Origin of the sequence: Shewanella decolorationis (genome assembly GCF_004354305.1) — a bacterium.
GTDB classification, from domain to species: domain Bacteria; phylum Pseudomonadota; class Gammaproteobacteria; order Enterobacterales; family Shewanellaceae; genus Shewanella; species Shewanella decolorationis.
The window spans coordinates 2,304,712-2,324,253 of record NZ_CP037898.1; the positions used below are offsets into that span (position 1 = coordinate 2,304,712).

Consider the following 19,542-nt stretch of genomic DNA (forward strand, 5'->3'; position numbering starts at 1 on the left):
GAATTTGACTCATAGCAACCAATGGCATCAGGTTATATTTTGATGCCATTGAATTGCCATATTAAACGCCTGATTGGCTAAGGACAGGGCAATCTAAATTGCTCTGAGAGTGCATTGAGACGGCTGAGTAACTCGGGGGAGAGGCTGACCTTTAAGCTGTCGATATTCTCTTTCAGTTGGTATAAGTCTGTGGCGCCAATGATATTTGAGCCAATAAATTTACGTGAGTTAACAAAGGCTAACGCCATTTGTGCGGGGGAGAGATTAAACTCGCGGGCTAAGTCTACGTAGGCTGCCGTAGCATCGAGTGCCATTTGTGATCCTGTGTAACGGGCGAAGCGTTTGAACAGGGTTAAGCGCGCGCCTTCTGGCCATTGGTTATTGCAATATTTGCCGCTTAAAGCACCAAAGGCTAAGGGGGAGTAGGCCAGCAGTGGCAATTCTTCGCGGTGGCTGATTTCACTCATGCCCACTTCAAAGCTGCGGTTGAGTAGATTATAGGGGTTTTGCACGGTAACAATGCGCGGCAGGCCGTGTTTTTCCGCCAGTTGCAGGTATTTCATCAGTCCCCAAGGGGTCTCGTTCGACACGCCAATGTAGCGCACTTTACCTTGGCGAATGACTTCGGCGAGGGCTTCGAGGGTTTCGAGGATTGGCGTTTGCTGCTCAATCTCTTGCTCGTCGTAAAATAATTCCCCGAAGAAGTTGGTATTGCGGTCTGGCCAATGTACTTGGTAGAGATCGATAGTATCGATTTGCAGGCGTTCGAGTGAGGCATCGACCGCTTGGTGAATGTTGTTCCAGTCCAGTGCCATATTCTTGCGAATATAGTCACTCTTGCCACCCGGTGCGGCAATCTTAGTGGCGATCACTAAGTCATCACGATTGCCACGGGCCTTGATATATTGACCCAAAATGCGCTCGGTTTCGCCTTGGGTTTCCGGCTTTGGCGGTACAGGGTACATTTCCGCAGTATCAATAAAGTTGATGCCACTGCCTATGGCGTAGTCTAGCTGTGCAAAGGCCTCGGCTTGGGTATTTTGCTCGCCCCAAGTCATAGTACCTAAACAGATTTTGCTCACCTCGAGATTAGAATGCGGTATGCGTCTGTATTCCATCTATTTCTCCTACGGAAACTATCTTAGTCCGAGGCTATCAAGCTTTTGCTGTAAAGCAAAGGTTAATGAGGTGGTATGGATGTTGGTGGGTTAAAAATGACCAATGTCTTACCGAGATTTTGTTGGGCTTATGGCAAATCTTTGTACATTAAGTCAGCGCTGAGTGTGAGTTTTGTGTCTTAGGCTCGATTTGAAGCGGAAGATAGGGATTTTTGTCTGTTTTCACATACTTAAGTCGCTGCTAAATCAGAGATGATGGAATTATGAATTATTTGTTATAAAACTACATTTGAAGTTTTGATTTCAAAATCGTGGCGATCAATATCACAAAATGGCGCGAATTTACGTATATTACTTACGAAATTGCGGCGGAATGTGACGCCAATATCGGATTATCTGTTAACAAACATCTACCCTAAATTTATCTAAAAATTTTCATGGTTGATATTTGTGATGGCAGATTTTTCAAACCAAGTTATAACGATCAAAAAAGGCCTCGACTTGCCGATTTCGGGTGAGCCTAGGCAGATCATCGAACCCGGTAACAGGCCATCCCAAGTGGCTCTGTTGGGTGAGGAGTATGTTGGCTTAAAACCGACTATGTTGGTGGAAGTCGGCGATAAGGTCAAAAAAGGTCAACCTTTGTTTGAAGATAAAAAAACAAAGGGCGTGCTGTTTACCGCTCCCGCCAGTGGTGAGATTGTTGCAATCCACCGCGGTGAACGTCGGGTGTTGCAATCCGTGGTGATCCGCTGCAATGGCTTAGACGCCGATGAGCAGATCCGTTTTGATATTCACACCGATTTACAGGCCTTATCTGCGGATGTGGTTAAAGATCAGCTGGTTAAGAGCGGCCTGTGGACGGCGCTACGTACCCGTCCTTTCTCCCGCGTTCCCGCCCTCGATAGCAAACCCGCAGGTATTTTCGTGACGGCTATGGATACCAATCCACTCGCCGCCGATCCTCGTTTGATTATTGCCGAGCAGGTCGATGCCTTTAAGGCGGGCTTAGCGGTGCTAAGTCATTTAACCGAAGGCAAGGTTTACCTCTGCCAAGATAAAGGCGAAGCCTTAGTCGGTGCTGATTTGCCTAAGGTTGAAGTGCGCCGTTTTACTGGGGTACATCCCGCCGGATTAGTCGGAACTCACATTCACTTTACCTTGCCTGTCAGCATTGAGCGTCAGGTGTGGCATATCGGCTATCAAGACGTAATTGCCTACGGCAAGCTGTTCCAAACCGGTGAACTCTATACCGATCGCGTGGTGGCGCTGGGTGGCCCAAGCGTGCTTAACCCGCGTTTACTGCGCACCCAGTTAGGGGCAGAGCTGAGCGCCTTAGTGGCCGACGAAGTAAAACCCGGTAACAACCGTGTGGTATCAGGCTCAGTATTATCAGGTCATACCGCCCAAGGTGTGCATGACTTTTTAGGCCGCTTCCACAACCAAGTATCAGTGCTCGCCGAAGATGCGCAGCACCAAGTATTGCCTTGGGTACGTGGCGGTTCGGATAAGTTTTCTATCACCCGTGCGGTAACCTCCCGTTTATTTGGCCTGACTAAATCCTTTGAATTTACTACGCATCAGGGCGGCTCTCAGCGCGCCATGATGGCCTTTGGTCAGCTCGATCGCGTTATGCCGCTGGATATTTTACCCACGCTGCTCGTTCGTGACTTAGTAGTGCGAGATACCGATGAGGCACAGGCGTTAGGCGCATTGGAGTTAGATGAAGAAGATTTAGCCCTGTGTACCTTTGTGTGCCCCGGCAAATATGACTTCGGTAAAGAGTTACGTGCCTGTCTAGATGTTATCGAGAGGGAAGGTTAATGACGACACAACCTAAAAAACCTGATTTACAGGACGACTACTACGCCACGGGTAAATCGATGAAGGGCTTTGTGCGCTCATTGGTGATCGCCAGTGGTCGCAGCACTAAGGGACAAGTGCACGTACGTGACGCCATTGACGTAAAACGTACCATGACCTTAGTAGGCCTTTGTTTATTACCCGCCATCCTATTTGGCTTATATAACATAGGTTTACAGGCTCAGCTCGCACTTGCAAGCGGCTTAAGCACTCCAGATACCTGGAAACTCGCGCTGTTTAACGCTTTAAGCGGTGGCTTAAGTGCCGAGACAGGCGTGATTGGCCTATTCCTCTACGGCTTAAGTTTTTATCTGCCGATTTACTTAACAGCATTATTGACTGGCCTGTTTTGGGAAGTGGTGTTTGCCAAGGTACGTCGCCAAGAATTGCACGAGGGCTTCTTCGTCACAGCCTTGTTATTTACGCTGATTTTACCCGTTTCGATTCCACTCTGGTTGGTGGTGATGGGGATTAGCTTTGGGGTGGTGATTGCCAAAGAGCTGTTTGGTGGCATGGGATACAACTTCCTTAACCCCGCATTAGCAGGTTTGGCGTTTATCTATTTTGCCTATCCATCAGAAGTCACAACGGTTAAGCAATTAGTCGCCGTTGATGGTTTTTCTGGTGCGACCGCATTAGCGCAAGCTGCAGCAGGTAAGCTCCAATTTGCCGATTACGCTTGGTACAGCGCCTTTAGCGACCCTAACTGGTGGAATAATTTCTTTGGCTTTACCGTAGGGGCGATTGGTGAAACCAGCACGCTCGCTGTATTGCTCGGTGGGCTATTACTGCTTATCACCCGTTTAGCCGACTGGCGCATCGTGGTGGGTGTGATGCTGGGCATGATTGCCACTGCAACCTTGTTCAATGTTATTGGTTCAAGCACTAACCAGATGATGGCAATGCCTTGGACATGGCACTTAGTCACGGGCGGTTTTGCTATCGCGATGATGTTTATGGCGACCGATCCAGTAACAACCTCTTATACCCGCCAAGGCAAATTTGCCTACGGCGCCTTGATTGGCTTTATGACAATCCTTATCCGTGTGGCTAACCCTAAAATGCCTGAAGGCGTGATGTTAGCGATTCTGTTCGCCAACCTGTGGGCGCCGCTGTTCGATTATCTGGTGGCCCGTGCCAACATCAAACGGAGAGTAAAACGTCATGGTATTTAAGAAAGATACTGTGGTGGGGACCATGATCTTCACCATTACGCTCTGCCTTTTGTGCTCCTTTATGATTACCGGCACCGCTGGCGTACTAAAAGAACGCAAACTTGCGAAAAAACGCGATGAGTTACAACGTTATGTGTTGATGGCGGCCGATGTCAATTTAGGCCAAGGCAATGAGTTTAGAGATATTTTTGCTAAATCCGTTAAGCCATTATTGATTAATCTCGACACAGGCAAAGTGGACTCCGATGCCAATGTACTCGACTTTGACGAGCGCATGGCGGCGATTAACCCAGAAACCTCAAGCGCTCCTAAAAAGGATATCGCTAAGATTAAAACCCGTGCCAACGATGCTCGTGTGTTTAAGGTGTTTGATGATAGCGGCAAATTATCCAGCGTGGTCGTGCCTTTCTACGGTAAAGGGCTGTGGTCGATGATCTACGGTTACGTGGCCGTCGAGCCTGACTTTAATACTATTAAAGGCATGGTGGTTTACGAGCACGGTGAAACTCCAGGTATCGGTGACTTTGTGACTGATCCACATTGGTTATCCCTGTGGAAGGGGAAACAACTCTTTGATGAAAAAGGCAAGTTTGCGATGCGCCTCGTGAAAGGCGGCGCCAAAGAGGGCGATGTGCACGGTGTTGATGCAGTGAGTGGCGCGACCATGACTGGCCGTGGCGTGCAACGCGCAATGGAGTTTTGGTTTGGCGTTGAGGGTTTCCAAACCTTCTTCAACCAATTAAAAGCATCGGCTGAGCAAGGTGAGTTGGGAGGTGCAAAATGAGCAACAGTTTATCCATGCGGGACATGCTAGCAGGCCCTGTATTTGCCAATAACCCAGTGGCGATGCAAGTGCTGGGCGTATGTTCGGCGCTGGCGGTGAGTAACTCCATGCAGACGGCCGTGGTGATGACACTGGCGGTGACCTTCGTACTGGTGTTCTCTAACCTTATTATCTCCGCCATTCGCAACTTTATCCCTAACAGTGTGCGGATTATTGCCCAGATGACGGTGATTGCCTCCTTGGTGATTATCGTCGATATGGTGTTGCAGGATGTCGCTTACGAGCTATCTAAGCAACTATCTGTATTTGTTGGGTTAATTATTACTAACTGTATCATCATGGGCCGCGCAGAAGCCTTTGCGATGAAGTATCCACCTCACTTAGCCGTGGTCGATGCCGTGGGTAACGCGGCGGGTTATGGCCTAGTGCTGATCAGTGTGGCCTTTGTGCGTGAGCTGTTAGGCACGGGCAATCTATTTGGTCATAGCGTGTTGACTACGGTTGAAAACGGCGGCTGGTACTTACCTAACGAGATGTTTAAGTTGCCACCAAGCGCCTTCTTCCTGATTGGCCTGCTGATCTGGAGCATTAACGTGATCCAGCGTAAACGCGGTTAAGGAGCGGATATGGAACACTATATTAATCTGTTTTTACAGGCCACATTCTTAGACAACATGGCGCTGTCGTTCTTCCTCGGTATGTGTACCTTCTTAGCCGTGTCTAAAAAGGTGTCGACCGCCTTCGGCTTAGGTGTTGCCGTTATCGTAGTGATGACCTTAGCCGTGCCCTTAAACCAACTGATCTACGCGAAGGTGTTAGCACCGGGCGCATTGGCTTGGGCGGGCATGCCAGGCATCGATTTAAGTTACCTGCAACTGATCACCTTTATCGGTGTGATTGCGGCCTTAGTGCAAATCCTTGAAATGTTTTTAGATAAATACATTCCAAGCCTGTATGACTCCCTCGGGATCTTCCTGCCACTGCTCACCGTAAACTGCGCGATTTTTGCCGGGGTGATCTTTATGGCTAACCGTGATTACAACTTTGCCGAATCGGCGGTGTTTGCCATGGGTTCGGGCACGGGTTGGGCGCTGGCGATCGTGATGCTGGCAGGGCTGCGTGAGCGGATGAAGTTTCATGCGATTCCAGAAGGCTTACAGGGGATTGGTATCACCTTTATTACCACAGGGTTGATGGCACTTGGCTTTATGTCTTTCTCGGGGATCTCGCTGTAACGCGTGGCTGAGAAAGTGAAACCGCATTCTGTTTAGAAAAAGGGTTATCGAATGGAAATGGCAATAGGCATAGGCATGTTCACCTTGGTGGTGTGCCTACTGGTGATAGTAATCCTTATCGCCAAAAAGAAATTAGTGACTACTGGTGAGATCACTATCGGGATTAACGACGATGCCGAGAAAAGCATAAAAGTTGCCGCGGGCGACAAACTGCTTGGCGCCTTAGCGAGCAAGAATATTTTTATTCCCTCGGCCTGTGGCGGCGGTGGTACCTGCGGCCAGTGCCGGGTGAAAGTCAAATCGGGCGGTGGTGATATTCTGCCAACAGAACAAGGGCATATCACTAAAAAAGAAGCCAAAGAAGGCTGTCGTCTCGCCTGCCAAGTGGCGGTGAAAACCGATATGGAACTTGAGCTAGAGGAAGAAATCTTCGGCGTGAAGAAGTGGCAATGCGAGGTGATCTCAAACGATAATAAGGCCACCTTTATCAAAGAGTTACTGCTAAAACTGCCCGAAGGTGAAGACGTACACTTCAAGGCCGGTGGCTATATCCAAATTGAAGCGCCAGCCCATGTGGTGAAGTACACTGACTTTGATATTCCGGCTAAGTACCGCGACGATTGGGAAAAATACGGCCTGTTCGACCTAGTCTCTACCGTCAATGAAGACGTGCTGCGCGCCTATTCGATGGCGAACTATCCCGATGAAAAGGGTCGCATTATGCTTAACGTGCGGATTGCGACGCCACCTTCAGCCAATGTGCCACCGGGTAAGATGTCTTCTTACATCTTTAACCTCAAGGCGGGTGATAAGGTGACCATTTCTGGCCCATTCGGTGAGTTCTTTGTAAAGGATACCGATGCAGAAATGGTCTTTATCGGCGGTGGTGCGGGCATGGCACCGATGCGCTCACATATTTTCGATCAGCTAAAGAGTAAAAAGACCAAGCGTAAGATGAGTTTTTGGTACGGTGCCCGTTCGACCCGTGAGGTGTTTTACCAACATGATTTCGATGCATTAGCGGCTGAGAATGACAACTTTGTTTGGCATGTGGCGCTGTCGGAGCCGCTACCAGAGGATAATTGGACGGGCTACACTGGCTTTATCCATAATGTGATTTACGAAAATTACCTTAAACATCACAAGGCACCAGAGGATTGCGAGTACTACATGTGTGGTCCTCCAATTATGAACTCCTCGGTGATCCGTATGCTTGAAAGCCTAGGGGTCGAGCCTGAAAATATCCTGCTCGATGACTTTGGTGATTAAGCGGTAAGTGGTAAGTGGGATAGAAAATCGCGTTAGGCAAAGCTAGAACAGCGGAGTCCAACGCGATTTTTGTTTATAGGGCTTTTAGTTTTAGGCTTTGCTCTCTAGCTAAAGGATTTACCGCCATGGCGGCTTAAATAGCTCACCATACGCTGACTCTCAGCGGTATAGCATCCCATGCGAAACTCTCCTTGCAAGTAAGCAATATCGAGCGGACGATACCCCAGCGCATTTGGATGATTCACATCGGCACCCGCATCAACCAATAGTTTGAGCAATTCAAAAGACTGTAGCTCACAGGCATGCAACAGTGCCGTCATCCCATTCTTATCAACGCCTTCAAGATCAGCGCCATTAGCAATAATGCGCTTAACCGCATGTGTATCCTTGGCTTTAACTGCATGGATAAGTTCAGTGCTCATAGGGATATTTAACCTGATCCTGAGAAGCAAATTTAACGGAGATCAATCAGAAACGCCCAAGTGAATAAATACAACTCCTTTCTTGCCCTCGATAGCAAAATCAACCCATTCCATCTCATACCATTCATCCGTTATCAATGAAACAGCTAAAACCCTTTTGACCTCTAGCAGCGCATCAAGTTGATCACTTATCTGTTTGATAAATTCGTCTCTAAAGCTTTTTATGGACATTGAAAAGGCGTTATCGACATCCTTAAGAGAAGCAAAAGCTGAGCCGCAACCGCTCGGTGTTGTAGGTAGGAGATAGGAAAAAAGCCAATCATGAAGTGCTGCATTGATCTCACTACGCCAGTCTATGATTTCACTAAAGCTAACCGTGGCATCCTTATAAAAACCCTTAAGATAATTTTCCGTTGCAATCTCTAATGGTTTTGATGCATCAATTTTAATGATTTCAAACGTATAGCCGTGATTCGCTTTATTGTTTACATAGGATAGCCCTGTGAGTATCCCGTTTAACGTACCCAATTTATAGTCAAAGTTGTCCATTTCAGTTACTACACGCCTTTAGCCATTGAAAACGGCAACCAATAATTCTATCTGCCATTTTAAATCAACAACATAATCTGCTTTCGGCTTCCCCTCAAGCGAATAGTGATTGAGATTGTTTTAAAGACGTGGCAAAAGTGGCTGTTAACATTAGTCAATGTGAATAGGCTCGCCATGGCATTGACTCACCGACACGCAGCAAGTCCGTCCTTGGATGCTCGACCGCCCCGTCCATGGGGCGGACGGTCGTCTCGCCCATCACCATGGCTCTCCTGTTGAGCATCGATGCAATCTTTAGGTTCAATAGACAATATAATTGCCGCGAATAATCACTTTTATGGCAATACCTTGTTACTCTAAGTCACTTATAAAACTGAATTTTTACTATATGCAATTGAAAATCTAGAAAATTTAACCGTGGTTGTCACAATAAATTCCATGCTGTCTAAAAATCACTCTCGAAAGATCAACAGACCCTAGTAAGGTTTTATAGCATTAGATATCTTTGACTCCATCCAAGGAAATTTCTGGCAATCGCCAACGACATCTGATGTAGCAAAGTTATGTTCTCCCCAATATTCTACTGAATGTTCTGGTTCATAAACTTGCTTAAGTTCTTGATAAAGGTATTCCCATGCAGGTTCCTTTTGAGATTTATCCAAATATATAAATGAATTTGCAGACTCTATAATTTTCCCTCTAGCTAAACCATCACTAGCTATAAGTTTACATTCTTCTGATATGTCTGATATAACTTGATTAAGTTCTTTAATTATCACTTCGTAACATGATTGTAAGGTTTTTATGCTAAAGCATATATTTACACTAGTTTGTTGCCTTATATCGTGGTCGTCACTGAGTTCAGGCTTTTTAACTGTTTCTGTCATGTAGATAATATGTTTTTTAAGTTCTGGATAATTCTTTAAAATGTTATCTGGTTTTATTTTTGCAAGTTCAAAGCTATAAAAATTTTCAATTAAAGTGCCTTTCTTGAACTGAGGTGCATTGAAAGAAAATTTAACGCAAACCCATTCTTCATTTTTACTATGAGTTAGGCTGACCGAAATGTTTTCCCCCTTAACCATTTTTAGACATTTGTACCAATCATCTGCTGTATTTGTTGGGACATTTGAATAGATATTGAACACATTTTTTAAACAATCTTCGACTCCCATTAAAGTATGTCTTGAGTTGAGTTTTATTAATTCCAGATCTTCAGGTTTTAAAGGTCTAAAATGAGCAAGAGAATTTCGAACGGTACCAATTTCAAGTAGTTTGTTCTTAATTATATCCTTATTGCCTTTGAAGTGTTTTTTAAATATAGGCCAGTATGCATCTGCTGTGATAATCTCTACAAGTTCACCACTAGTTAAATGCATTAAAGGTGACATAACTTCAAAGCCTAGGTAACCGAAATTACGAGCTTGATTAATCCTTTTTGAAGCTATACTTTTAATGCTTTGTTGATCATTCCCACCCACTTTAAAAGAGCACTCATCCCAACTATCCATTTTTTCCATTTTCAGTATTATATAAACAAATACCCTTAATGAATTTTCAAATCTAAATAATATATTTAACGCTTCGTAATAGTGTAATTGTAGCCAACTTTCCGGCACTTTAACCAAGCCTTCATCATTAACGTGTGCTGATTTCCAATCCATTTTACTATCCTAGATGCATAAAATTTATGCCTTACATTATTCTTATTTTCAGTACCAGTCAATAAAGCGTTCTTTTCAAATCACCAATTTTAAATCAACAACATAAATGCATTTTTTCAAAATTTAACTAGCCACCCATCGTTAATTTTTCTAAAAGTGATGCTAGGCATCATTCGGAATTTAACGAGCCACCCATTGTTAAATTCTCTAAAAATTATGGTAAGCGTTACTCGGTTTGCTTTGCATGACGAGCAGACAGCACTAAAGCTACTGGAGTTCACTATTCCCTAGGAGTTGTCGCAGGGCAGTCGAATCAGGGCGGGGATCGTCTGATGCGATAACATAAGGGACGCTAAATGCCCAAGGGGTTTTCAACTCCGTTAGGGGCGTCTTTGCTGATGTGAAAACGATAGGCAAGGAGGATAGGACTAGCAGTTCTCCTTGGTCGACTCTTTATTAAAAATCAAGGGGGTGAAGCCCCACGACTTTGACTTTGCTTTTAAAAACTCAATCCATACTTTGATTGCTCATTTCAAACGCCGCAACACTATGAAAACTTATGATAAGCTGGCCGCTTTCTAATCAGGCAGTATTTGCTAATTAAGTTAAGGATAACCCATGCGTTTGAGTGTTATCGGTTCCCTGCTATCGGGGTTGTTATTATTCCCAAGTGCCAATAGTGTTGGCGAGTCGCTTGAAGCTGCGATTGTGTCGGAAAGCGCGCAAGGCGGTCAGTCAGTTAAGCTTGAAAGCCAAACTGCATCTTCAGAATCTAAGCTTGGGGAGATTAAGAGCTTAATCCAAGCCGCGATCAAGGATTCGCCGCAGCCATTGAGTGGCAGTGTTATCCTGCTTGAGCGGGGCAAGCCACTGCTTGAATTGCAAAAGGGCGAAGGTATTAGTAAAGATTCGCGCTTTGTGATGGCATCGCTCTCCAAACAAATCACTGCAACCTTGATATTACAGGCGGTTGATGCGGGGAAACTCGATTTAAATCAAACGTTAAATCATTACCTTTTTAGTGATGCGAAGGGAGATAACAAGGCACTCAAAGGCGCTGTGGCGGGCACAAATTCAAGTGCAAACACTTTAAATCCCAGTCGTTATGACGCGCGGATTACGCTGCATCAACTGCTGACGCATACATCGGGCGTTGATGAACTGGGTAAGGCCAATCGATTTGAGCCGGGTAGCCAATTTGAATACTCCAACTTTGGTTATTCACTGCTTGGGCAAGTGCTTGAAAAGGTCAATCACCAATCCTTTGCCGAGCAGGTGACGCAATTTGCTGCGCGATACCAGCTTAATGGTTTGAGTGCAGAGCTGGGTAGTCTTGAGGTGATTCACACCAAAGTACCTTCACTCGCCGTTGGTTTACAGGAAAGCGAAGTGATTGCGCCTTCTGAGCTGGTAATTGATGAAGCGTTATTGCCCGCTGGTGGATTAATTGCCTCGGCGGCCACTTATGCCGACTTTCAGCAGCAATTACATGCTGGCAAGTTGATGAGCGCAGAGAGTTATCAACGGATGACTACGGCGCATACCGAGATCCAATTTTTATGGCCGAATATGCACTATGGCTATGGGGTGAGGATCAATAAGGACGATGACCTCGTCGAATACAGTCATACGGGCTATTTAACCGGCTATATGTCGATGACACTGCATTATCCCGAATTTAATTTGGATTTGGTGATGCTGGAAAATCTATCGCTAAATCTTAATGATCGCGCTCGAGTATTCGAACTGCATAATCAGATCCGCCAAATTATCCGTAGCCAGTTGCTGCTTGCTAAAGCCGCTAATGTTTAAGCCTCTGATGTTTAAACTTTAGCTTTCGCCATTATGTGGGCGAATAGGCAGCTAAGCCTGCTGGTCTGAGGTGAGGCTTAACCTTGAAAGCATAAAGCCCCAGCGTTGGGGCTTTATGCTTGGTCTCTTTGGTTGCCAAGGTGCTAACGGCTACCAAAAGCGCTTTCTAAGTGCGGTCTCGATATCAATCTCAACCCTAAAGTATTGCAAAATCGTCCAAACGGAATCGACTAAGGCTTCGGTAAGCGCGGGGTAATCATCCTCGATAATCCCGTTAATTTCTTCGACGGTTTCATCGATATATTCCTGAACACCTTCCTCAAATTCGCCCTTTGTCGCTTGATTGCGGAAAAAGCTAAAGTTGTCGAGCTTTTCAATCAATCGTTCCACTTGCTCTTTAACCGAGTTTAACTGTTGAGCTGTGATGCTTGGATCGCTGGCTATCGGCTTAAAGAAATGCTGCACTCTGTTTTTGAGATCAAACAGCGTCGGGATTTGGCTTCTATCCACCGCCGCATCACTGACCTCTAGTCTAGTTTTTTGGGGTTGAGCGGTTTTTGGCGCCTCCACATGGGTTGTGCCACATTCAAGAGTAAGCGATGCGACTTCTGGCTTCGCTACCTTATGTTCGATAATTGTGGGGGCTGCTGGTATTTCACGCCCTAGCTTTTGTAATAGCCGACGTTGGAAATAACTTTGTGGCTGGGCTTTGCTCAGGGCTTGCTCAAGTTGTGACTCACTGTAGGGGACGATTTGCAGTAGTACTTCGAAAATCTCTTTATATTCCTGCTCCATAGTCACACTCAGCGGGCTATAACCTAAGCTGTTACTTACGGTTAAGTCGCCGCCATGTTGCTGCAACAGTCTTAAGATCCGCACCGCTGTTGATTCAAAGCGTGGAAACTCATTCGAGCTGCCGCCCATCACGGCGCAAAGGGCTGGGGTGGTGTCTTCGGCATTGATGGCATTGGGGTTAGCACCATGCTCAAGTAACACTTCAACGCAGGACTGCGCGCCGTAATAGCAGGCGCACATCAGAGGCGTAAATTGTTCATCTACTGAGAATTCTTCAATTTTGGCTCCGTGGCGCAGTAATAGTTCCACAGTATTACGTCGCATCGGGCCTGTGATTTGATCCCACCAGTAGGTTGAAATTGCCTTGTGCAATATGGGCGAATTATCATGGCCGCAATGGGTGAAAATATCTCCGCCTTGGTTAATCAGCCATTCGAGAACTTGGGTTCGACAGGCGATGGCCGCAGCGGACACGTAGTTAGTGTTGTAAATATTGGTAAGGCTTAAATCGAGTCCCTTGGTGAGCAGATATTCCATCACTTGGATAAGTGTGGCTTGATCTTCCTTACCCGAACCACGTTGGCAGATAGTCAGCAAGCTTGGTTCATCCACCGCACCAAACTTTTTATTGATATCCATGCCATATTTTATGAAGAGGTCGAGAAACTCCGGCAGAAAGGTTTTCTTCTCGACCATCGGATAAACCAATAGTCGCAAGTTCGACCAGGCTAACATTTCATAGGGTTTACCCGCATTCATAAACACTGAATTTGGATCCGCGCCATATTTGAGCAACAGCTCTAGTGCTTGATAGATATACTCCCGTTTATTCACATCGGTAAATTGGGCGTTATCAATAAATTGGTTGAGCACGGGTGAATGGTCGGCGTCAGGCGGTGTCATCCTATAGATGCGATTGATATCGACGGTCGCCTTAATCAATTTTTCGATAATTCTGAGGTCAAATTCTGAGGTCAATGCCGCGTAGAGTAAACTTTTCGCGTGGGAGTCGGCTTTGAGCTGCGGATAATGATCAAGCAGATATTCAGTGTATTGCTGCGCTTTTGCGTAGACACAGAGTTCGAGTAAATTGGCGTCATCCCAAAAGCTGCTATCGTTGGCCATAATATAACGAGGCTTTTTAAACTCAGGATAGCGTTTCACTAATGGCGTGAAGGCTTCAATCCCCCAAAAGTCACTGGAGAAAATAATCTCTTCTATCAGACTTAATTGACCAATATCTAAATAAAGGTCTTTGTTAATAATATGTAGGAATAGCTCTTTACTGCGCTCTGCATAAAGGATTTCTAAGGGATGATTTAACTCGCCATTGGTCCAAAAACTCACCGAATGATTGATATCCAGCCCCTGTTCAAGCAGCAGATCTAGCATAGCGATGCGCTGATTATCTTGATAAATATACTGAGGATTTGGATGAAATAAGTAGTTTAACCAGCAGTTATTAAATTGATTTTGGTAGTAAAGATTCGCGCCAGCCTTGAGGTAGAGCTTTACCAACTCAGGATTATTAAATTCAAGCGCTGAGTGTAAGGCGCTAAAACCATTGCATTCAATTTGAGCGCCATTATCCAGCAGATATTGTATTAATTCGAGGTCGGATTCAGGGCTACGAGAAAGCGGAACTAAAACATTACAGGGGGAAATGTCGGGATCAATAAAATTAATATCACCGCCATTGGCGAGGTACTTATTAATTTTTTGTAATTTCTTGGCTGTAGACAGCTCGTTATCGACACATATTTCCCGCAGAGTGAGGTTATTATCACCAAAAATCCAATTTAGCATGGGCTTCCCTAATTATTTAACAATAATGCAGCAAATTATCATCTAGATAAATATCATTTTACCGGATGAAAAAGAGGCCTAGTTTAATACAGGTGCTGAATAAAAAACTATGTGGATTAGGAAGGATAAAAACAGACTTGTTCGAATTTTGGCATGACTCACAACACATTATTCAATGAGTCATTTATCAATTCACAGGATCAACAGGCCTATGGCCTGCTAATATTGGCGAGTGGTTATGGGGTTAGCTCAGCGTGCAGTGGCAATAGCATTGGGATTTCACAGGCGTCGTGGCCAGTATTGCCAAGGGGGGCGCTTAAGTAGTTAAACCCTAAGTGTTCATAAAGCTTTAGGGCTTCTTTGAGTAATGCGGTGGTTTCGAGATAGCAGCTCTGATAACCCGCTTCACGGGCGAACTCGAGGGCCTGCAGCGCTAAGCGCTTGGCTAAGCCTTTACCGCGGATCTCGGGCATAAAGTACATCTTTTGCAGTTCACAAATGCCTGCATTATTAGCCAGTGGCGCAATCCCTGCGCCGCCAACGACTTGGCCTTCATGTTCTATCACCCAGTATTTGGCGCCCGACTGCGAATAGATTTGGCTTAAACAATCTAAGGTTGGGTCGGCCACGCTATAGCCTTTATCCGCGGTTAAGCCGTATTCGGCTGAAACCGCGCGGATCACTTGGGCAATGGCGGCATCATCGGCGACGGTCGCTTCACGGATAAGACAACCCGATTGTTGTTTAGCTTTGAGTATGGCTTGGTTGTATTGCATTAGGGCTTGCTCGATTTGTTGGATTTGATCAGGGGTAAGCTGCGCTAAAATTTCTTGAAAGAGTTGATTCTGTTGGATATCTAACTTCGCGAGCAGCTTTTTACCCGCAGTCGTGAGTTGCACGACAAGGCAACGATTATCCCGTGGATGCATTTGACTCTGGGCGAGGTTTTTATCGACTAAGTGTTTGATTGCTCGGCTGGCATTGGATTTATCTATGCTCAGCTTACAGGCGAGTTCCTTAATGGTTTGCGGTTGTTTACCTAGCTCAAGTAAGGCGTGGGCCTGTACTGGGGACAGAGGTAAATCACCCACAGCTGCATTGAGCATGCCTAAGTGTCTGACCATATAGCGGGAAAGTTGTCTCAGTTGGCTCGAGGAGTCTAGATCATTTGCCATAGTCGGGTTGAGTACCATAAGAATTAACCAATGTTGAGCCATGCAAGTACCAGTGCGGGCTGCCGTCGCTCATAAAATCATTTAGTTGCAAGTCACAACCAAATTAGCGGGCTTTGCTCGGCTTTGCAATATCTCATTAACAAAATTTAAGGGTACATCTCAGGATTCAAAAACGGCGCCATGGCGAGGATGATCGCTTGGGTATAATTGCTCTCACGGGTGGCATGGCCGTGGGTGAGCAGGCCTATCGCGCCACCTTTTTGTTTGATGTTGACAGTATTGAACAGTTTATCCATCACATGACCCAACTCTTCACCCGCTTCGAGTGCCTGATAAACCTGCATCGGCAGCGGCAACAGGGCGCCTCGGCCAATGCTTAAACGAGCTTGGTGAGCAATCGCAATATAGGCGAAGGTCGCAGGACCGAACTCGAAACAATCGACGCCGCCTTCCATCGCAAAGTAATAATCTGCTTCAGCATGTTGTTGGCAGTAGTTAACGCGATTGACTGCACCTTGGCGGGTGTCGCTATCTGTCATAGGTTGTGCGGGCACGCCCGAGGGCGCATCCATGCCTTGAGTTTGGATCTCATATTCAGGGAAGAGCAGCGCCATGGCATTAGCAGCTGCGTTAATTTTGACGGGGTTTTTCGAACCGACGATCACTTTGATAATGTTTTGTTGCATATAAGTTATTTATTTTGGTTTTTAATGTGGACGCTCGTTTGAATCATTGCTTAAATGGTCGGAGGTGTCTCGCCTCTGGGTTTTCTATTTTGCCATATTCATCGCCTTGGCTCAGTAAAAAAGCAAATGCATGGGGAGCAAATAGCCAGAGTCTTGCATCAGGAAGCGACATACGACTATTGCTCCTTCAGTCAATTAGCTGATTTAAGCAGTAAAGCGATGTCATTGAAGGAACTAAAATTAAGAGATAATAATAATGAAATTCAACAAACTCATGATCGCGATGGGGATGGCCTGCGGCGTTATGCTCACAGGCTGTAACGACAGCGAAGATAGCACTCCACCTACCGAACCTGAAACCCAGCTGCAAACCTTTGCCCCCAACGGCTTACTCAAAGCCAATATTCGTCGAACTACCTACGGTGTGCCTCATATCCAAGCCGATAACCTAGAAAGCTTAGGTTTTGGTAGCGGTTACGCGCAGGCGCAGGACAACCTCTGTGTGCTTGCCGATGGTTTTATTAAGGCCAACTCCCAACGCTCTATGTACTTTGGTCCCCATGCGTCGATTGATTTCACCACTGGGCAGCCCACCGCCGAAGACAATGGCAACTTAATCTCCGACTTTGCCTATAAAGCCTTAAAAATCCGTGAGCAAGCCGAAGCCAAATGGCCACAGTTTAGCGAGCGTTCTCGTGCATTAATCCAAGGTTTTACCGCAGGTTATAACCAATACCTTGCCGATGTTGAGGCGGGTAAACAAACCGCCGAACCTTTCTGTGGCGGTCAGCCGTGGGTGAAGCCCATAGTGCCAGAGGATGTGGTCACATATCTGTTTTCTATCGCCCTGCTACCCGGTGCAGCTAACTTCCTCGATTTGATTTTCTACGCTAACCCCGGGGATGGGCAGGAGTATATGCCGCGTATCGTCGGACCAGCACCAAGCCAAGAACAAACCGCGTTTGTCAGCGATATGCAGTCTAAATTGCTTGCCCGTGCGGCGCGCATTACTACCCCCGAGACCAATCCACGGGATTTAGGCTCTAACGGTTGGGGACTGGGTAAAGATAAGACCGAAAATGGTCGCGGCATGGTGCTTGGCAATCCGCATTTCCCACATACAGGCAACCTGCGCTTCTGGCAATCGCACATTACTATTCCAGGCCAATTGGATATGATGGGCGGCTCGCTGGTGGGCATGCCAGGCCCTATCAACATCGGGTTTAACAAAGACTTAGCTTGGACTCATACCTTCTCTACCGCTGAACACTTTGTGATGTATAACCTTGAGCTGGTTTCGGGCGACAGATTGCAATATCTGTTCGATGGGCAGCCGATGCCGATCAATAAAGAGACTGTGTCTATCCTAGTAAACGCTGGTCCCGCTGGCATGTTAGTGGCTGAAAAAGATATTTACACCACGGCGAAAGGCCCTATGGTCGAGGCGCCGCCTTCGCTCGCACCTTTTGGTTGGGACGATGGCAGTGCCTTTATGATCCAAGATGCCAATATGGGGAATATGGATCCGGTCGATCATTGGCTCGCCATGAACTTAGCGACCAATAAAGATGAATTCCAACAAGCCTTTAAAGACTACGACGGGGTGATTTTCAACAACACTATGTATGCCGATAAAGAGGGCAATGCCTTCTATATCGACGACTCGACCGTGCCCGGTTTGTCCGAGGCGGCCGTGGTGGTGTTAAAGACTTCGCCCGATATTAAGGCGGCAAAAGAGCAAGCAGGCTTTACTATTCTGCCGGGGAATACTTCGTTATTTAGCTTTAGTGGCCCCACGCCCTATGAGCGTGCACCTAAGCTTGAGCGCAGTGACTTTGTGCAAAACTCCAATGACTCCTTCTGGTCAACCAACTTGAATGAGCCACTGACATACTTCTCGCCCATGTATGGTCCAGAAGCAGAGCAGTTATCGCTGCGTACCCGTATGGGCTTAACCCTGATGCAGGATGCGGCGGGCAGTGATGGCAAGTTCAATCTGGAAGAACTCGAAGCCGCGGTATTGTCGAATCGCAGTTATTTAGCTGAGTTGGTATTGCCGGATTTGATTGCCCAATGTGAGGCGCAGGGCAGTACGCCTGTGGTGGTATCTGCGAGCTTATCTAAGGATTTAACTTCTGCCTGTGCAGCGCTCAAAGCCTGGAACGGTAAGCAAGATAACGACAGTAAAGGCGGCGCCTTACTGCGTGAGTTTGCCCATCAGTTCAGCCAAAAAACCATGTTGACTAAGGGATTTGACCCCGCGAATGCGGCGACTACGCCTAATACGCTTACCACAGACGGTAGCGCATTAGTGGCGCTTGCCCATGCGGCCTTGAATCTTGAAGCCGCAGGTTTTGCCTTAGATGCACCGCTAGGTGATGTGCAGTTTGTCGAGAAGTCACTCCCCGATGGCACTGCCAGCGGCGCGCGTTTACCTTGGCCGGGCAGCCATAACGCGGAAGGTGGATTCAACGTGTTTTCGACAAGTTTATCGGGAGATGACACTCTGATCCCGCAGCATAAATACGCACCTTTGATGGACGTTGTTACGGGTAAGGCGATGGCCTCTGGCATGACGGCGAAGGGGTATCAGATACGTTATGGCTCAAGTTGGATGATGGCGGTGAGCTTTACCGATGAAGGCCCTGTCGCGCGCGGCATACTCACCTATTCGGAGTCGAGCAATATACTGTCACCTTCCTTTGCCGACCAAAGCAAGCTGTATTCCAGCAGTAAGAGTTTCCGTCCTTTACTGTTTAAGGAAGCTGATATCGCCCCAGCGGTGATTTCGACTACAGAGCTGACACTGCAAAAAGCACAGTAATGGCTGAGTTGTTGTGAATAGATAGGCCCACTTAGGTGGGCCTTTTTTATGGTGCTGAGCTTGCTGTTTCAAAATGTGAAAATTTAACAATTTTCACTGTGATCTTGTTCAAGATTTTATGGTGGCTAATTGAAGTCGATCCCATTTGGCATCTTTTTGTGACTCAATACCAGTTTGCGCTTTTTATCGACAAGCGGGCAATGTCAACGCTTAGGTGTTAGCGTGAATCAACTGTACGCTATTGGTGATTTTGTGTGATCTTTTTGATGCGTTATTGGAAATTTATTACATTAATTCATGGATCTAGATCGCAATATCAGCTTTATTTGAAATTTCATTACTTAAAATGGTGCTAGATCAACTTT

Annotated in this window: 16 protein-coding genes; 8 read left to right on the forward strand and 8 right to left on the reverse strand. The window is 46.3% G+C overall.

Annotation, left to right across the window (positions count from 1 at the left end):
* Positions 1–77: 77 nt before the first annotated feature.
* The gene (locus tag EYR25_RS10505) at positions 78–1,118 is read right to left on the reverse strand and encodes an NADP(H)-dependent aldo-keto reductase (protein ID WP_133179945.1); all 1,041 of its coding nucleotides are present in this window, start codon (positions 1,116–1,118) and stop codon (positions 78–80) included.
* Between the two features lie 453 nt (positions 1,119–1,571).
* On the opposite strand from EYR25_RS10505, the gene EYR25_RS10510 reads away from it, so the two are divergent.
* The 6 genes from EYR25_RS10510 to nqrF are packed head-to-tail and all read left to right on the forward strand — an operon-like array spanning position 1,572 to position 7,444.
* Entirely contained in the window at positions 1,572–2,942 is a 1,371-nt protein-coding gene (locus tag EYR25_RS10510; RefSeq protein WP_133179947.1) for a Na(+)-translocating NADH-quinone reductase subunit A, read from the forward strand.
* On the forward strand, positions 2,942–4,156 hold the full coding sequence (locus EYR25_RS10515; protein ID WP_133179950.1) for an NADH:ubiquinone reductase (Na(+)-transporting) subunit B: 1,215 nt from the start codon (positions 2,942–2,944) through the stop codon (positions 4,154–4,156). The genes EYR25_RS10510 and EYR25_RS10515 overlap by 1 nt, the downstream gene beginning before the upstream one ends.
* Positions 4,146–4,940 (forward strand): Na(+)-translocating NADH-quinone reductase subunit C, encoded by a 795-nt coding sequence (locus EYR25_RS10520; protein ID WP_133179952.1) that lies wholly within the window; start codon positions 4,146–4,148, stop codon positions 4,938–4,940. The genes EYR25_RS10515 and EYR25_RS10520 overlap by 11 nt, the downstream gene beginning before the upstream one ends.
* Positions 4,937–5,557, forward strand: a complete 621-nt coding sequence (locus EYR25_RS10525; RefSeq protein ID WP_011071186.1) for an NADH:ubiquinone reductase (Na(+)-transporting) subunit D — start codon at positions 4,937–4,939, stop codon at positions 5,555–5,557. Before EYR25_RS10520 ends, EYR25_RS10525 begins: the two co-directional genes overlap by 4 nt.
* Positions 5,558–5,566: 9 nt before the next feature.
* On the forward strand, positions 5,567–6,175 hold the full coding sequence (gene nqrE / locus EYR25_RS10530; RefSeq protein ID WP_037429000.1) for an NADH:ubiquinone reductase (Na(+)-transporting) subunit E: 609 nt from the start codon (positions 5,567–5,569) through the stop codon (positions 6,173–6,175).
* A 51-nt stretch (positions 6,176–6,226) separates the two neighbouring features.
* The gene (nqrF, locus tag EYR25_RS10535; RefSeq protein WP_133179954.1) at positions 6,227–7,444 is read left to right on the forward strand and encodes an NADH:ubiquinone reductase (Na(+)-transporting) subunit F; all 1,218 of its coding nucleotides are present in this window, start codon (positions 6,227–6,229) and stop codon (positions 7,442–7,444) included.
* 104 nt (positions 7,445–7,548) lie between these two features.
* On the opposite strand, the gene EYR25_RS10540 is transcribed toward nqrF, so the two are convergent.
* From EYR25_RS10540 to EYR25_RS10550, 4 genes are all read right to left on the reverse strand, one after another.
* Positions 7,549–7,866, reverse strand: coding sequence for an ankyrin repeat domain-containing protein (locus EYR25_RS10540; RefSeq protein WP_133179956.1), 318 nt, complete (start codon positions 7,864–7,866; stop codon positions 7,549–7,551).
* A 42-nt stretch (positions 7,867–7,908) separates the two neighbouring features.
* Positions 7,909–8,415, reverse strand: coding sequence for a hypothetical protein (locus EYR25_RS10545; RefSeq protein ID WP_240292454.1), 507 nt, complete (start codon positions 8,413–8,415; stop codon positions 7,909–7,911).
* Between the two features lie 154 nt (positions 8,416–8,569).
* Positions 8,570–8,698 (reverse strand): hypothetical protein, encoded by a 129-nt coding sequence (locus tag EYR25_RS21500; RefSeq protein WP_260846243.1) that lies wholly within the window; start codon positions 8,696–8,698, stop codon positions 8,570–8,572.
* 193 nt (positions 8,699–8,891) lie between these two features.
* The gene (locus tag EYR25_RS10550; protein WP_133179958.1) at positions 8,892–10,079 is read right to left on the reverse strand and encodes a hypothetical protein; all 1,188 of its coding nucleotides are present in this window, start codon (positions 10,077–10,079) and stop codon (positions 8,892–8,894) included.
* A gap of 618 nt (positions 10,080–10,697) precedes the next feature.
* On the opposite strand from EYR25_RS10550, the gene EYR25_RS10555 reads away from it, so the two are divergent.
* On the forward strand, positions 10,698–11,891 hold the full coding sequence (locus EYR25_RS10555) for a serine hydrolase domain-containing protein (protein ID WP_133179960.1): 1,194 nt from the start codon (positions 10,698–10,700) through the stop codon (positions 11,889–11,891).
* A 150-nt stretch (positions 11,892–12,041) separates the two neighbouring features.
* Here the strand turns inward: EYR25_RS10555 and EYR25_RS10560 are convergent, their stop codons facing one another.
* The 3 genes from EYR25_RS10560 to yjjX form a co-directional block, all read right to left on the reverse strand.
* Positions 12,042–14,492 (reverse strand): ankyrin repeat domain-containing protein, encoded by a 2,451-nt coding sequence (locus EYR25_RS10560; RefSeq protein ID WP_133179962.1) that lies wholly within the window; start codon positions 14,490–14,492, stop codon positions 12,042–12,044.
* A gap of 236 nt (positions 14,493–14,728) precedes the next feature.
* Complete coding sequence (locus EYR25_RS10565; protein WP_165953488.1) at positions 14,729–15,709, reverse strand: bifunctional helix-turn-helix transcriptional regulator/GNAT family N-acetyltransferase; 981 nt, start codon at positions 15,707–15,709, stop codon at positions 14,729–14,731.
* Positions 15,710–15,813: 104 nt separating this feature from the next.
* On the reverse strand, positions 15,814–16,353 hold the full coding sequence (gene yjjX / locus EYR25_RS10570) for an inosine/xanthosine triphosphatase (RefSeq protein WP_023265869.1): 540 nt from the start codon (positions 16,351–16,353) through the stop codon (positions 15,814–15,816).
* A gap of 256 nt (positions 16,354–16,609) precedes the next feature.
* Here yjjX and EYR25_RS10575 point away from each other — a divergent pair, with 256 nt between their 5' ends.
* Positions 16,610–19,177, forward strand: a complete 2,568-nt coding sequence (locus EYR25_RS10575) for an acylase (RefSeq protein ID WP_133179964.1) — start codon at positions 16,610–16,612, stop codon at positions 19,175–19,177.
* The last annotated feature ends 365 nt before the right edge of the window (positions 19,178–19,542 follow it).

Bases quoted from the DNA above. Each gene is read 5' to 3' on its own strand.
- nqrF (WP_133179954.1), top strand. From the start codon at position 6,227: ATGGAAATGGCAATAGGCATAGGCATGTTCACCTTGGTGGTGTGCCTA.
- EYR25_RS10565 (WP_165953488.1), bottom strand. From the start codon at position 15,709: ATGGCTCAACATTGGTTAATTCTTATGGTACTCAACCCGACTATGGCA.
- EYR25_RS10510 (WP_133179947.1), top strand. From the start codon at position 1,572: ATGGCAGATTTTTCAAACCAAGTTATAACGATCAAAAAAGGCCTCGAC.
- yjjX (WP_023265869.1), bottom strand. From the start codon at position 16,353: ATGCAACAAAACATTATCAAAGTGATCGTCGGTTCGAAAAACCCCGTC.
- EYR25_RS10575 (WP_133179964.1), top strand. From the start codon at position 16,610: ATGAAATTCAACAAACTCATGATCGCGATGGGGATGGCCTGCGGCGTT.
- EYR25_RS10550 (WP_133179958.1), bottom strand. From the start codon at position 10,079: ATGGATTGGAAATCAGCACACGTTAATGATGAAGGCTTGGTTAAAGTG.
- EYR25_RS10520 (WP_133179952.1), top strand. From the start codon at position 4,146: ATGGTATTTAAGAAAGATACTGTGGTGGGGACCATGATCTTCACCATT.
- EYR25_RS10555 (WP_133179960.1), top strand. From the start codon at position 10,698: ATGCGTTTGAGTGTTATCGGTTCCCTGCTATCGGGGTTGTTATTATTC.
- EYR25_RS21500 (WP_260846243.1), bottom strand. From the start codon at position 8,698: ATGCTCAACAGGAGAGCCATGGTGATGGGCGAGACGACCGTCCGCCCC.
- EYR25_RS10545 (WP_240292454.1), bottom strand. From the start codon at position 8,415: ATGGACAACTTTGACTATAAATTGGGTACGTTAAACGGGATACTCACA.
- EYR25_RS10540 (WP_133179956.1), bottom strand. From the start codon at position 7,866: ATGAGCACTGAACTTATCCATGCAGTTAAAGCCAAGGATACACATGCG.
- nqrE (WP_037429000.1), top strand. From the start codon at position 5,567: ATGGAACACTATATTAATCTGTTTTTACAGGCCACATTCTTAGACAAC.
- EYR25_RS10525 (WP_011071186.1), top strand. From the start codon at position 4,937: ATGAGCAACAGTTTATCCATGCGGGACATGCTAGCAGGCCCTGTATTT.
- EYR25_RS10560 (WP_133179962.1), bottom strand. From the start codon at position 14,492: ATGCTAAATTGGATTTTTGGTGATAATAACCTCACTCTGCGGGAAATA.
- EYR25_RS10515 (WP_133179950.1), top strand. From the start codon at position 2,942: ATGACGACACAACCTAAAAAACCTGATTTACAGGACGACTACTACGCC.
- EYR25_RS10505 (WP_133179945.1), bottom strand. From the start codon at position 1,118: ATGGAATACAGACGCATACCGCATTCTAATCTCGAGGTGAGCAAAATC.